This window comes from Spirillospora sp. NPDC046719, assembly GCF_040645715.1.
GTDB lineage: Bacteria > Actinomycetota > Actinomycetes > Streptosporangiales > Streptosporangiaceae > Spirillospora.
The window spans coordinates 1-13,055 of sequence record NZ_JBEYYT010000019.1 but is presented as its reverse complement, the minus strand read 5'-3'; the positions used below and the strand labels follow the sequence as shown (position 1 = coordinate 13,055).

Genomic DNA, 13,055 nt, shown 5'->3' with positions numbered 1-13,055 from the left:
TCGGACGGCCCTGCCGCGCGGTCCTCTACGTGAGGTCGGCCGGGATGGTGACGGGCTCGCCCGGGCCGGCGGCTACGCCGGCGATGATGCGGCGGGCCGTCTCCGTCGCGTCGGTGTGGTCGGTGTGAACGATCGCGTTGAAGACCGGCGTCTCGGCCGTGGTTCGGAGGTCGGCGAGGGTCTCGTCCCATGCCTGGAGGCGCTTCGGGGTGTCGCTGTCGCCTCGGTGCTCCGAGCGCTTCGCGCAGACCTCGCGCGGTACCCACAGCAGGACGCTTGTCCATGCAAGCGGGACGGCGGTGCGTAGGCGTTGCAGGTCGGCGACGTTGCCCATGTGTACGACGGGTACGCGGTCGGCGTCGACCAGGGCGGCGATGTCCTGGCGGTCGATGGCGTAGACGTTGCCGTAGCGGTGGGTCTCGACGACCAGGCGGCCCGCGGTGCGGAGCGTCTCGCGCTCGGCGTCGGAGACAAGCCGGTAGCCGGTGCTGCGGCCAATGCCGGTCTTGAGCTTAGGGAGTAGGGCGTACCGGTCGTCCAGGCGGGAGAGTTCGGCGGTGGTGGTGTCCTTGCCGCTGGTCGGCGGGCCGTACAGGATCACGCCGGGGCTGGTCATGACAAGACCCTACGTAGGGCTTCTCGCGTCTGGTCGGCGATGCTGATCGCCGCGCCTAGGCGGTTGTCGACGGTGAGGTGAACGCCGGGCGGGCTGGTGTCGGTGTTGAGTCCGGCGGCGTACTCGTCCCAGTTCGCCAGCTTCCACGCGTCGCGCGGGGCATCGCGGAACTCGATGTATTCGCGCATGGAGTCGACGTCGCACCGGACCCAGATCACCGCGACGTCCACGCCCTTGGCCTTGCACCGGTTGGTGAGGCGTCCAAGCCATGCCTCGTCGTTGAGTTCGGAGATGAACGGGGCGGCGAGGATCGTGGATATGCCGCAATCGATGTTGTCGTTTGCGGTGTCCATGAGGCATTTGTATTCCAGGGGCCTGACCTCTTTCAGGTAGAGGTCGGTGTGGCGGTCGTGCGGGTCGCCACCCATGGAGACGAGAAGACGTTCAGTGAGGCGGCGGGTGATCGAGTCCTTGTCCAGGAACGCCCATCCGGACACATCGCCGAGGAAGCGCGCGAACTCCGTCTTGCCTGATCCGGCATAGCCTCCGACCAGGACGAGCGTGGTCGTGCCGATGCTCCCGCTCATGGCTCGGCCTCGCCATGCGCTGACCACACGGGCCTTGAGGGCGTCGCCGGCGGTGGGGTCCCGGTCCTGGGTCTGGTCGGAGACGCGGTCGAGCCCCTGCGTGATGGCGTTGGCGGCGTCCTCGGTGGCCGCAGGGCTCAGCGGGGCGGGGAGCGGGAGCGTCAGGTCTCCGGTCTCCTCGCCGGGGAGCGGAAGGCGGAAGCCAAGCTCGGGCTCGGTGGCCTCGTACATGAGGCAGTAGGCGCGGCGGTAGTGCGGCCCCGGGTACATGTTGCCGTTCTCGTGGCCCCATAGCGTCTGGAAGTTCGCCGCGACTCTGAGCCCGCCCCGCTCGGCCACTGTGCGCAACTTGTCCCCGGCGGCCTCAAGACTCAGGCCGTGGGTCTCCCGACGCTCGCGCAGTTTCGTGGGCTGCCAACCGGGCCGCTGCTTGGTCGTGGTCATTCGTGGCCTTCCGTTTCTCCGCAGATGTCGGCACAAATGCGTATGTCCCGAGCGTCTGCCATGGGGGTGTGAAAGCGGACGTATAAACGGACGTGAAAGAACCCGATGAGAGAATAGTGATGGGCTGGAAGCCTCCCCTGACACGAATATTGCTGTGCCGGATGAGAGTCGGATCACAGCAGGGGGCGATCGCCAGTGGCGGGGGGCGACGAGCAGGGGCGGACACCGCAGGAGCTGTTGGAGCTGGTTCTTGCTGAGCTCGACGAGCTCATTTGCCGGACTGACCAGCTCGCGGAGGCTCTGGGAAAACGGTCCGCTCGATCCGGGCGACCCGCTCTCCGAGATCGCGGATGGCGGCGAATACTTCCGTGAGCTGCTTCATCGTCACGTCGTTCTCGCCGGTCGCCGGCGCGGTCTGGACGGACGGCGGGGCGTCGGCTTGGTCGCGGACGAACACGCCCTTGCCCTGCTGGCCGATCACGGCGCCTTCGGTCCGCAACACGCTGATGGCGGCCTTCACGACCCCGGCGGACACGTCGTACTCCTCGCGGAGCCTGGCCGTCGACGGTAGGGCCTGCCCGGCGGCGAGTCGCCCGTCCCGGATCTGTTGCCGCAGGTCATCGGCTATCTGCAGGTACCCGGGCCGTCCGGTCCTCTCGACCACTCATCTGCCTTCCGTCGGGGGCTCCGACTCAAGTTCAGCACACCCGACCCGCCAAGAAAACCATGCTGTCCTTGACAGCTTGGATGACTAGGCAGACTATGTTGTCCAAGTGGTCTTCGGAACTCTGGAGGTTCCTCGTGCGCAACATCCCGGTGGATCTGTCGGCGCTCACGTTCGTGTGCGTGTCCGCGCCGCGTCCCAAGCTGGTGAATCAGGAGACGGGGGAGGTGAAGGTGGACCGTGACGGTAAGACGGTGTTCACGGTCGGGCTGTCGGCGGCCGACGCCATGGGGCGGGTCGAGTTGGTGAACGTGTCGGTGCCCGGCGACCAGGAGGTGAGCATCGGGCAGATCGTGACGCCGGTCGGGCTGGTGGCGTTCCCGTGGGAGCAGGTGATCGGCGGTCAGAAGCGGTGGGGTGTCGCTTACCGGGCGTCGCGGATCGCGCTCGCCGGTCCGGTCGCTGTGCAGGACGCTCCGGCCGGTTCCGCTGCGGCGGACGTGGCCTGAACGGCGGCCTGGTCATGAACGACGTGCTCATGGCGCTCGGGGTCTCGGCCGCTGCGGCGGCAGGGCTCTGGGCCTGGCGCCGGTGGCACCCGGTGTCGTTCTGGTACGGCGTCGGCTTCCCGATGCGGGCCGCGCTGGTCTACCTGACGTGGCATCACGTCGCCTCGGGCTGCAAGCTGACCCGCAACCGCCGCCGGTTCCGCCTCACCCTCGACGCCGTCCCGGTCCTCGGCCCGGCCGCTCGTAACGCCGCGACGGTGGTCGAGCAGAAGCGGCGGGTGCGGCGGGTCGACGTCGAACGCGCCCCTCGCCTGGGCATCCTCCGGCCGACCCGGCTCGGGTGGCGCATGCGGCTCCGCCTGCATGACGGACAGGTTCCCGCGGACTACGAGAAGGCGGCCGAAGGCATCGCGCACGCCTGGCGTGTCCACTCCGTCCGCGTGGTCGACGTCCGGCCCGGCTACGTCACCCTCTGGGCAACGATGCGCGACCCGCTCACCGAGGTGACGCTGTCGCCGGCGCCCGCCGAACTGCTCAAGGTCCGTCCCGGCAAGCTGGAGAACGGGGCCGACTGGGTGATGGACTTCCGCACCGTCCCGCACTGGCTCAACGCCGGGGCGACACAGTCCGGCAAGTCCAACCTGGCCAACGCCATCATCCGTGACCTCGCCCCGCAACCGGTCGCCCTGGTCGGCTTCGACCTCAAGGGCGGGGTCGAGTTCACCCCCTACGCGCCTCGCCTGTCGGCGCTGGCCACCAACCGCAAAGAGTCCGTCGACCTGCTGTCCGATCTCGTCGGCGAGGTAGAGAACCGCATGGCGCTATGCCGTGGGCACGGTGCCCGCAACGTCTGGACACTGCCGGAATCCCTACGGCCGGTGCCGGTGGTGGTCCTGGTGGACGAGGTCGCCGAACTGTTCCTGATGGCCGACAAGTCCGAGAAAGACGAGGTATCGCGCACGGCTACCGCGCTGCTGCGGGTGGCGCAGCTCGGCCGGGCGTTCGCGGTCTACCTGATCGTGTGCGGGCAGCGCATCGGCTCGGACCTCGGACCCGGCGTCACCGCCCTGCGCGCGCAGCTCTCCGGGCGGGTCTGCCACCGCGTCAACGACCCCGAGACGGCGAACATGACCCTCGGCGACCTCGACCCGGCCGCCCTGGACGCTGCCCGCGCCATCCCCGCCGAGACTCCCGGCGTCTGCGTGGTCGCCGGTCAAGACGGCGCCTGGCACCGCGCCCGATCGGTCTACGTCCCCGAGCACGAGGCCGAACAGGCGGCCCGTGAGTACGCGCACCTGACCCCGGACTGGGAAACCCTCATCGGCTCCGTCCCGGTCCTCTTCCCCGCCGCGTAGACGCCGCTCCTCCTCTCTCCTTCGGCTCGGCGTGAGCCCCGATCGCGCCACGTCCCTACCGACCCATGCCCGAAACCCGTTCTGGAGGCTGCCCGATGACCGCTCGCTTCCGCGTCCTTCGTCCCCGTCCTCGTCCCCGGTTCGCCGTCGTCCCGGCGCCGTCCTGCGGCTCGTCGTCGCCGTCCCCGGTGTCGTCCTGGGACGTGTGGCTGGTCGGCGTCGAGTGGGACGAGTTCCTGTCCCTGCACGTCGCGCGCTGCCAGCGGTGCGCCGAGTCGTTCGCCTCGTCCCGCTCCGGTGAGGTCGACGACTGGGCGGACACGCACCGGTGTGACGCCGAGTTGGCCGCGCTGCTGGCCCTGGTCGACGTCCGGCGGGCCGCCTGATGCGGCGCATCCTCGCAGCGGTGGCCGACTCCGCGCCGGTCGTGATCCTGGCTGGGATCGCGGCGGCTGGGTCGTTCACCCACATCCGCGACACCGCCACCGACCACGGACAGCGCGGGTGGATGGCCTGGGCCATCGCGGTGTGCATCGACCTGACCTGCGTCATGGCGGCGGGGGAGCGGCAACGGGACAAGCGCACCGGCCGGGCGACGGGGCGGCTGTCGTGGCCGACGCTGGTTCTGGTCGGCGGGATCCTGCTGTCCCTCGCGGCGAACCTGGCGCAGGCGGATCAGTCGGTGTGGGGCTGGATCACCGCCGGCACCCCCGCCCTGGCGTTCCTGGTCGCCGTCTCCATGCTGGAGCGCCGTAAGACCGTCCCGCCCCCGGCGGACAACGAGGCTCCGGCGGCGGCCCCCGTCCCGGACTCCTCCGGCCTCCCGTCCTCGCCGTGGGTGGTGTGGGAGGACGACCGTCCCCCGGCCGTCGAACCCGTCCCGGCCGTTCGCCCCATCCAGGACGACCGGACCCACCGGGCCGACGAGGGGCAGGACGGGCAAACCGAGATCCCCGTTCCCGTCCCGACCGTCGACGAGCCCGCGGCGCCCTCGCCCGATCCGGCTCCGGCGGCGCCGCTGGTCGAGTTCGCGCGCCGCGTCGCCTCCGAGCACCAGGACCGGCACGGCAAGCCGATCACCCGTGACGCGCTCCGCGCCCGCCTCGGCGTGTCCAACCAGCTCGCGTCCGATCTGCTCCGCCAGATCCGCACCGAACCCGCGTCCCTCGTCTGAACCCGTCTGGAGACCACGCAATGACTTTGCCCACCATGCCCACCCGGACCCGCGTCGTCTGCTCGGGACACCCCGTGGTGCCCGGTGACCTGTTCGCCCGGCACCAGACCATCACCGGCCTGCGCAAGCTGGCCGACTACCTGGAAGCCAACCCGGCCGTACCGGTCGAGGAGTTCGGCACCACCTACACCGTGTGGATCAACGCCACCAGCGACGACGAGGGCCGCGCCCAGATCCACCACATCGCCGAACTCCTCGGCGCCGAGGTAGCCGACTGGATCGCCTTCGGCGGGTACTGCACCGCCCGCCGCGCCTTCGGCCGGATCCGCTACACCGCCGTCTACAAGCCCGCCCGCCGCAACCGCTGGGGCCTGGCCTGATGACCGCGCCACACCTGCCCCCGTCCGGCCGCAGCGACCAGGACGAGCGCCCGCCCCTGCCTGCCCTGGTCGTGCACGGCTGGGCTTGCGGGACCTGCGGCGGGGGCGGCGTTGCCTCCGACGGATCCACCTGCCCCGACTGCGACGGCCACGGCCACATCTGCTGAGGGGGATACCGCGATGTTCCTGCGCCGCTGCGGCTTCGCCGCCTTCTGGCTCGTCCTGGGCCTGTTCGCCCTTAACCATCCCGAGAACGCCGCACACGCCGTCCGCGCCATCTTCAGCGGCTTGGCGCTGCTGGCCGACGCGCTCTCGCGCTTCGTGACCGCGTTCTGAGTCACCCCCGGCGCGGCCCACAAGCCGCCAAGCAAGAGCGCCGCGCCGGGGGCTCGTCCCCAAGCCACCTGAACGGATAGGAGACCTGGCCATCGTGCCGCATCCCGCGCCACACGTCACCGCCCTCGCCGCGCGCGACATGGCCGAACGCTTCAACCGGCCCGACTTCCGCGCCTGGGCACGCCGCGCCCACACCACCGGCGGATGCGCCCAACCCATCCACCTACGCGGCAGCGTCGACCACATCGACCCCATGACCGGCGCCGTCCTGCACCGCTACTCCACCGCCCGTGAACCCGGCGGGGTGCTGCGAGTGGCGTGCAAGACCCGGCGCGCCTCCCGCTGCCCGGCCTGCGCCGAGATCTACCGCGCCGACACCTACCAACTCGTCCGCGCCGGACTCGTCGGCGGCAAAGGCGTCCCCGACACCGTCACCCAGCATCCGGCCGCGTTCGTCACCCTGACCGCGCCCTCGTTCGGGCCGGTCCACTCCCGACGCACCGGGGCCGGCGGCGCCCTCGTGTCCTGCCACCCTCGCAGGAACGGCGGAAGTTGCCCGCACGGGCGGCCGGTGTCGTGCACCGTCCGGCATAGCGCCGATGACCCCCAGCTCGGGCAACCGATCTGCCCGGACTGCTTCGACTACTCCGGCGCCGTGCTCTGGAACGCGCACGCCCCTGAGCTGTGGCGGCGGTTCACGCTCGCCTTCCGCCGGTACGTCGCTCGGTCGGCGGGCCTGCGGGTCGCCGAGTTGCGCGAGGTGCTCACCGTCTCCTTCGCCAAGGTTGCCGAGTACCAGCGGCGCGGCTTGGTCCACTTCCACGCCGTCATCCGCCTCGACGGACCCGGCGGCCCCGACGCCGCCCCGCCCGCCTGGGCGACGCATGAGCTCCTCAAGGCGGCCGTCGACCACGCGGCCAGGGCGGTCAAGGTGTTGACTCCAGCGGCGGGCGACGTCCCGGCCATGACACACGAGTGGGGCTCTCAGGTCGACATGCGACCGATCACCACCACCGGGGACCTCACCGACAACGCGGTGGCGGGCTACATCGCCAAGTACGCCACCAAAGCCGCCGAATGCGTCGGCACCCTCGACCGCCGCATCAGAGCAACCGACGACCTGGCCGACCTGCCCGTGACCGCGCACGCCCGGCGGCTCATCGCCGAATGCCTTCGCTTGGGTGCCCTGGAGGAGTACGCGGAGCTGCGGCTCGCCGAGTGGGCGCACATGCTCGGCTTCCGCGGCCACTTCTCCACCAAATCACGCCGCTACTCGACCACCCTCGGCGCGCTCCGCCAAGCACGTATCGAGCACAACCAGCGCGAACATGCCCACGAGATCACCACCGGGCGCCTCCCCTTCGACGACGACCAGGTCCTGGTCGTCGCGCACTGGCGTTACCTCGGCCAAGGCATGACCCCCGGCGAAGCACTCCTCACCGCCGCCCTCACCGGCAAGCCTCTACCGGCCCTCGACCCATTCGCCATGTCTCAAGGGAGCACGACGCATTGAACGACCTGGTTCTGACCGTCGACGAAGCGGCCGAACGGCTCCGCGTGAGCCGGTGGACGCTCTACAACCTCATCCGCTCCAACCAGCTCCGCACGGTCAAGATCGGCCGTCGCCGTCTGGTCCCCGTCAACGCCCTCGCCGAATGCCTCGACCAGCTCTCGGAGGTTGCTGCCTGATGACCACGACTGCACTCGCCACGCCCGAGGAACCCGAACCGCGCAAGCCTCGGAAGGCTCGCTCTCGTCGACGTGCCAACGGCGAAGGGACGATCGTCCAGCGCAAGGACGGACGATATGAGGCGAAGGTGTTCGTCCCCACCACCGCCGGGTCGATCAAGCGCGTCAGCGTGTACGGCAAGACCCGCGAGGAATGCCACGCGAAGTACGTCAAGCTCAAGGCGCAGGCCGACGACGGTGTCCCGATCGCGTCCGTGAGCTGGACGGTAGAGCAGTACCTCGCGTACTGGCTGGACAACATCGTCCGAGTCGAGCGGCGCCCCAAGACCGTCCAGGGATACGAGAGCGTCATCCGGCTCCACCTGGTCCCGGGCCTGGGTAAGAAGCGACTCGGCAAGCTGACGGCCGCGACGTTCGGGCGTTCATCACCACCGTCCGCGAGTCGTGCCAGTGCTGCCGGCACGGGTGGGACGCCAGCCGGGACAAGCCGCGCTGCTGCGCCCTCAAGGGCGGCGAGTGCTGCAAGTCCCGGCTCTCGGTGCGCATGGTTCAGTTCGTTCTGGCCGTGCTCCGCAACGCCCTGCAATCGGCCGTCCGGGAAGAGATCCTCACGCGGAACGTCGCCCGCCTCGTCACGGTCACCACACCCAAGTACAAGGTGAACCGTGGTCTCACGGTCGACCAGGCGCGGGCCGTGCTCAAGGCGGCGCAAGACGAGCGGCTGTATGCGCTCTACGTCCTGGCGCTCTGCCTCGGCCTGCGGCGCGGGGAACTGCTCGGCCTGCGATGGGAGGACATCACCCTTAAACCGTGCCGGGCCTGCGGGGGAGAGGGCGGCACCCCCGACGGTGAGCCGTGCGGGCACTGTGCCGAGACGGGAATCCAGGACGCCAAGCTAGAGGTCGTCCAGACCCTTCAGCGGGTCGCCGGCGAACTGCGGTTCGTCCCGCCCAAGACCGACGACTCAACGCGAACCATCCCGCTGCCGGACCTGTGCGTCACGGCGCTCTGCGAGCACCGGGTGAAGCAGAACGCCGAACGGGCCGACGCTTGGCCGCGCTGGCAGGATCACGGACTTGTCTTCCCGTCCAGCCTCGGCACTCCCATGGAGCCGGACAACCTCCGCCGTAGCTGGGGCCGCATACGTGCCGCTGCGGGCCTGGGCGCAATGCGGCTGCACGACATGCGGCACACCTGCGTCTCGCTGCTCCTGGACCTCGGCGTTCCGCCGCACATCGTGCGAGAGATCGTCGGGCACAGCGACATCGAGGTGACCATGACCATCTACGCACACGCCGCCCTCGACGAGAAGCGCGCGGCCCTCCGCAAGCTCGGGGATGCCCTGGGCTGAAGACGGCGACTCACAGTGTGGCCTGGGGCTTCGGCTCCGGGCCACACTGCGTTATGGGCTCATGCCGCGTTTGAGTGCTACTTGGCTAGGTCAAGCAATCGCTCGACGAACTGAAGAAGCCCCTCAAAGGTCGAGACGGCAACTGCGGCTGCGCCAGCCGCCTTTGCGCCTTCGATCCAAGCTCGTGCCATCCGCACTTCATCGCGCGACACTGCGAGCGGCGCAGGCTCGGAAGTAGCCACTGTGAAGTTGGCCTGAAGCGCTGGCAAGGTCGCGCTGATGCTCGCTGTGTTGACCGTCGGTGCGGCTGCGGCTTGAAGGGCACTCACCGTCGAGTCCACGTATCGCTTGATCTCCAAGAAGACCGCGAGTACTTCGGCTGGGGGAAGAGGGGGCTCGTCCATCGGCGTTCCCTTGCCGTTGTCGTCAGCGTTGTCGTCAAAAACGCCCCGGGCCGTGTGGCTCCGGGGCGTTTTCGCTGGTCACGAGGTGTGGGCAGGGGCGGGGTCGAACCGCCGACCTTCCGCTTTTCAGGCGGACGCTCGTACCGACTGAGCTACCTGCCCAGGACGCGCGTCGGCGCGTCTGGCGGTCCTGACGGGATTTGAACCCGCGGCCTCCACCTTGACAGGGTGGCGAGCACTCCTAGCTGCTCCACAGGACCTTGCTTGCCTCGAGCTTAGCGGCTTCGGGGCGGTGGCCTGACCGGCTGGGCTGCCGGTCTTTGGCGACGTCCGAGAGCATACGCGATGCCCGAGGACGGCGCCAACTCGTTAACGGCGGCGAGTGAGGCGGGCGGGATGGGGGAGGACCGGGGGACACGGAGCGTATGGGGTGTGTTTCGCATTCGGGGGTCCGGTTCCTAGTCTGACCGGGCCAGAGCCGTCCCTGAGGGGCGGCCGTCGACGTGAGAGGCAAGGAACGCGTGGTCGCAAAGCTCCCAGACCAAGCGGACGGCTATCAGCGCGGGCTCGGGACCCGCCAGATCCAGATGCTGGCCATCGGCGGCACCATCGGCACGGGGCTGTTCCTCGGCGCCGGGGAGAACATCGCCAAGGCCGGCCCGAGCCTCGTGCTGACCTATGCCGTCGCGGGACTGATGCTGTTCTTCGTCATGAGGGCGCTCGGTGAGCTGCTCACCTACCGGCACGCGGAGGGGGGTTTCGCCGGGTACGCCCGTGAGTTCCTGGGCCCGTTCTGGGGGTACGCCACGACGTGGACGTACTGGATCATCTGGGTGACGACCGGGATGGCCGAGCTGACGGCCGCCGGGAAGTACGTCCAGAAGTGGTTCCCGGGGGTCGAGCAGTGGCAGACGGCGCTGGTGGCGCTGGTCGTGCTGTTCGTGGTCAACCTGATCTCCGTGAAGCTCTTCGGCGAGTTGGAGTTCTGGTTCGCGATGATCAAGGTCGCGGCGATCGTGATGATGATCCTGGTGGGGATCGGGGTGCTGGCCTTCGGGTTCAGCGACGCGGGGAAGTCGGCGAGCGTCGCGAACCTGTGGGACCACGGCGGGTTCTTCCCCGAGGGGATCAGCCCGACGGTGATGACGCTGCAGATGGTGATGTTCGCCTACCTGGGCGTCGAGCTGGTCGGGGTGACGGCGAGCGAGGCGAAGGACCCGGAGAAGAACATCCCGCGGGCGATCAACGCGCTGCCGGTCCGGTTCGCGCTGTTCTACCTGCTGTCGCTGCTGGTGATCATGGCGGTGGTGCCGTGGACGGCGTTCAAGGGCGGGGCGAGCCCGTTCGTGCTGGCGTTCGACAAGATCGGCATTCCGGGCGGCGCGGACATCGTCAACTTCGTGGTGCTGACGGCGGCGCTGTCGTCGTGCAACGCGGGCGGCCTGTACTCGACGTCGCGGATGCTGCGGACGGCCGGGGTCAACGGGGACGGGCCGCAGGCGCTGGCGAGGCTGAACGGACGGGGCGTGCCGGTGCTCACCGTCGTCATCTCGGCGCTTGTCATGGGCGTCGGCGTGGTGATCAATGCGGTGGTGCCGGACAAGGCGTTCGAGTACATCACCTCGGTGTCGACGGGTGGCGCGATCCTGGTGTGGAGCGTCATCCTGGTAGCGCACATGGCGTACCGGCGGAAGGCGGCGGCCGGGCTGCTGCCGAGGGCGCCGTACCGGATGCCGTGGGCGCCGTACACCAACTGGCTGGTGCTGGCCTTCTTCGCGTTCGTCACGGTGACGATCGCGTGGGAGGCGGACACCCGGGTCGCGCTGTACGTGATGGCCGGGTGGCTCGTGCTCGTCCTCGCGGGGTGGCCGCTGGTGTGGCGGAGCTCGCAGCGGCGGGCGCCGGCGGACGTCGCGATCGCGGAGGAGAGCACCACCGCCTAGTGCGATGATTTCCGTGGGACCCCGGGACGGAGGCGCAAGTGTCCAGGACGGTGGCGCGCGGACTTCTCCCCGGGGTGCCCCGGACGATGCTCGAGGTGCGGGTCCGGTGGGTGCTCGCGGTCGTGGTGGTGGTCGCGAACATCGTCGGCGGCCTGGTGGTGCTGCTGTTCGCGACGTTCGTGGTGCCGGACCCGCCGCTGCGCGACCCGGAGCACGTGCACCTGGTGAACGCGATCGCGTTCTTCGGCTATCCGGTGGTGGCGGGGCCGGTCGCGCTGCTGGCGGGGCTTTGGCTGTGGCGTCCGGTGGTGAGCCTGGTGCGGGGCGGTGGGATGCCGGACCGGGTACAGGGTCGCGCGGTCCTGCTGGGGCCGCTCCGGCTGACGTTCCTGGTCGGCGCGCTGTGGGGGGTCGGCGCGGCGGGCTGGGCGGCGCTGGACGTGGTGCTGTTCACCGGCCGGCTGGCGGTGAAGACGGGCCTGACGTGCCTGCTCGGCGCGGCGACGACCTGCACGATCGTGTACCTGCTGTCGGAGCGGCTGCTGCGTCCGGCGGCGGCGCTGGTGCTGGCGGCGGAGCGGCCGCGCAGGTTCCGGCTGCCGGGGGTGACGACGCGGGTGATGCTCGCGTGGGCGCTCGGGACGGCGATCCCGGTGTTCGGGCTGATCTGCGTGGCGGTCGCGGCGCTGGCGGCGCCGGACATCGACGTCACCCAGCTCGCGATCACGATCCTCGGGCTGGGCGGGGTGGCGATCGCGGTGGGCATGTACGTGACGTACATGGCGACGCGGGCGATCGCGGACCCGATCAAGTCCGTCCGGACGGGGATGGCGCAGGTGGAGCGGGGCGACCTCGGCGCCGAGGTGGCGGTGTACGACGCGAGCGAGGTCGGGCAGCTGCAGGCGGGCTTCAACCACATGGTGGCGGGGTTACGGGAGAACGAGCGGCTGCGGGACCTGTTCGGCCGGCACGTCGGCGAGGAGGTCGCGGGGCTGGCGCTGGAGCGCGGCGACATCGAGCTGGGCGGTGAGACGCGCGAGGTGGCGGTGCTGTTCGTCGACCTGACGGGGTCGACGCGGCTCGCGGACACGCGCGGCCCGGACGAGGTGGTGGGGCTGCTGAACCGGTTCTTCGGCGTGGTGGTGGCGGTGGTGGCGCGGCACGGCGGGTGGATCAACAAGTTCGAGGGGGACGCGGCGCTGGCGATCTTCGGGGCGCCGACGGAGCTGGAGGACTCGGCGGGCGGGGCGCTCGGCGCGGCGCGGGAGCTGGCGGTGCGGCTGCGCGCGGAGGTGCCGACGCTGGACGCGGGGATCGGCGTCTCGGCGGGCCCGGTGGTGGCCGGCTACATCGGCGCCGAGCAGCGGTTCGAGTACACGGTGATCGGCGACCCGGTGAACGAGGCGGCGCGGCTGAGCGACCTGGCGAAGACGTCGCCGGGGCGGGTGCTGGCGTCCGGGACGGTGGTGGAGCTGGCGCACCTGGCGGAGTCGGACGAGTGGGAGTTCGGCAGGTCGGTGACGCTGCGGGGGCGGAGCCGCCCGACCCGGCTGGGCGCGCCGCGGCCGCCGAGGGCGCCGGTGGTGCCGGAGCCGGCGCCGGC

General features: G+C 70.2%; 16 protein-coding genes and 2 tRNA genes. 12 read left to right on the top strand and 6 right to left on the bottom strand.

Annotation, left to right across the window (positions count from 1 at the left end; translation table 11 throughout):
• Positions 1-25 precede the first annotated feature (25 nt).
• The 3 genes from ABZ914_RS05725 to ABZ914_RS05715 form a co-directional block, all read right to left on the bottom strand.
• A complete protein-coding gene (locus ABZ914_RS05725) occupies positions 26-616 on the bottom strand; it encodes a guanylate kinase (RefSeq protein WP_500191906.1) in 591 nt (196 codons plus the stop codon).
• Positions 613-1,647, bottom strand: coding sequence for a P-loop nucleotide/nucleoside kinase family protein (locus ABZ914_RS05720; protein ID WP_500191905.1), 1,035 nt, complete (start codon positions 1,645-1,647; stop codon positions 613-615). Before ABZ914_RS05720 ends, ABZ914_RS05725 begins: the two co-directional genes overlap by 4 nt.
• Positions 1,648-1,915: 268 nt before the next feature.
• Positions 1,916-2,311: a winged helix-turn-helix domain-containing protein gene (locus ABZ914_RS05715; RefSeq protein WP_500191903.1), complete on the bottom strand. Its 396-nt coding sequence runs from the start codon at positions 2,309-2,311 to the stop codon at positions 1,916-1,918.
• Positions 2,312-2,448: 137 nt separating this feature from the next.
• Between ABZ914_RS05715 and ABZ914_RS05710 the strand changes: the two genes are divergently transcribed.
• The 10 genes from ABZ914_RS05710 to ABZ914_RS05665 all read left to right on the top strand — a co-directional run bounded on the left by ABZ914_RS05710 (position 2,449) and on the right by ABZ914_RS05665 (position 9,105).
• On the top strand, positions 2,449-2,820 hold the full coding sequence (locus tag ABZ914_RS05710) for an SCO3933 family regulatory protein (RefSeq protein WP_500191902.1): 372 nt from the start codon (positions 2,449-2,451) through the stop codon (positions 2,818-2,820).
• Between the two features lie 14 nt (positions 2,821-2,834).
• Positions 2,835-4,175, top strand: a complete 1,341-nt coding sequence (locus tag ABZ914_RS05705) for an FtsK/SpoIIIE domain-containing protein (protein WP_500191901.1) — start codon at positions 2,835-2,837, stop codon at positions 4,173-4,175.
• 95 nt (positions 4,176-4,270) lie between these two features.
• Positions 4,271-4,561, top strand: coding sequence for a hypothetical protein (locus tag ABZ914_RS05700; RefSeq protein ID WP_500191900.1), 291 nt, complete (start codon positions 4,271-4,273; stop codon positions 4,559-4,561).
• Positions 4,561-5,349 (top strand): DUF2637 domain-containing protein, encoded by a 789-nt coding sequence (locus ABZ914_RS05695; RefSeq protein ID WP_500191899.1) that lies wholly within the window; start codon positions 4,561-4,563, stop codon positions 5,347-5,349. The genes ABZ914_RS05700 and ABZ914_RS05695 overlap by 1 nt, the downstream gene beginning before the upstream one ends.
• A 35-nt stretch (positions 5,350-5,384) precedes the next feature.
• The gene (locus ABZ914_RS05690) at positions 5,385-5,729 is read left to right on the top strand and encodes a hypothetical protein (protein ID WP_500191898.1); all 345 of its coding nucleotides are present in this window, start codon (positions 5,385-5,387) and stop codon (positions 5,727-5,729) included.
• 180 nt (positions 5,730-5,909) lie between these two features.
• Positions 5,910-6,065: a hypothetical protein gene (locus ABZ914_RS05685; RefSeq protein WP_500191896.1), complete on the top strand. Its 156-nt coding sequence runs from the start codon at positions 5,910-5,912 to the stop codon at positions 6,063-6,065.
• Positions 6,066-6,159: 94 nt separating this feature from the next.
• A complete protein-coding gene (locus ABZ914_RS05680) occupies positions 6,160-7,578 on the top strand; it encodes a replication initiator (RefSeq protein WP_500191894.1) in 1,419 nt (472 codons plus the stop codon).
• Complete coding sequence (locus ABZ914_RS05675) at positions 7,575-7,754, top strand: helix-turn-helix domain-containing protein (protein WP_285911909.1); 180 nt, start codon at positions 7,575-7,577, stop codon at positions 7,752-7,754. Before ABZ914_RS05680 ends, ABZ914_RS05675 begins: the two co-directional genes overlap by 4 nt.
• Positions 7,721-8,416 carry a tyrosine-type recombinase/integrase gene (locus ABZ914_RS05670; RefSeq protein WP_500191892.1) on the top strand — a complete coding sequence of 232 codons (696 nt, stop codon included), beginning with the start codon at positions 7,721-7,723 and terminating at the stop codon, positions 8,414-8,416. The genes ABZ914_RS05675 and ABZ914_RS05670 overlap by 34 nt, the downstream gene beginning before the upstream one ends.
• Positions 8,299-9,105 (top strand): tyrosine-type recombinase/integrase, encoded by an 807-nt coding sequence (locus ABZ914_RS05665; RefSeq protein ID WP_500191891.1) that lies wholly within the window; start codon positions 8,299-8,301, stop codon positions 9,103-9,105. Before ABZ914_RS05670 ends, ABZ914_RS05665 begins: the two co-directional genes overlap by 118 nt.
• A gap of 77 nt (positions 9,106-9,182) precedes the next feature.
• On the opposite strand, the gene ABZ914_RS05660 is transcribed toward ABZ914_RS05665, so the two are convergent.
• The 3 genes from ABZ914_RS05660 to ABZ914_RS05650 form a co-directional block, all read right to left on the bottom strand.
• Entirely contained in the window at positions 9,183-9,509 is a 327-nt protein-coding gene (locus tag ABZ914_RS05660; protein WP_500191889.1) for a hypothetical protein, read from the bottom strand.
• A gap of 88 nt (positions 9,510-9,597) precedes the next feature.
• Positions 9,598-9,671: transfer RNA gene (locus ABZ914_RS05655), tRNA-Phe, on the bottom strand.
• A 20-nt stretch (positions 9,672-9,691) separates the two neighbouring features.
• Positions 9,692-9,769: transfer RNA gene (locus ABZ914_RS05650), tRNA-Asp, on the bottom strand.
• Positions 9,770-10,030: 261 nt separating this feature from the next.
• Between ABZ914_RS05650 and ABZ914_RS05645 the strand changes: the two genes are divergently transcribed.
• The gene (locus ABZ914_RS05645) at positions 10,031-11,452 is read left to right on the top strand and encodes an amino acid permease (protein WP_500191888.1); all 1,422 of its coding nucleotides are present in this window, start codon (positions 10,031-10,033) and stop codon (positions 11,450-11,452) included.
• Positions 11,453-11,490: 38 nt separating this feature from the next.
• Positions 11,491-13,055 (top strand): adenylate/guanylate cyclase domain-containing protein (locus ABZ914_RS05640; RefSeq protein ID WP_500191887.1); only part of this gene is annotated, 1,565 nt, incomplete at its 3' end.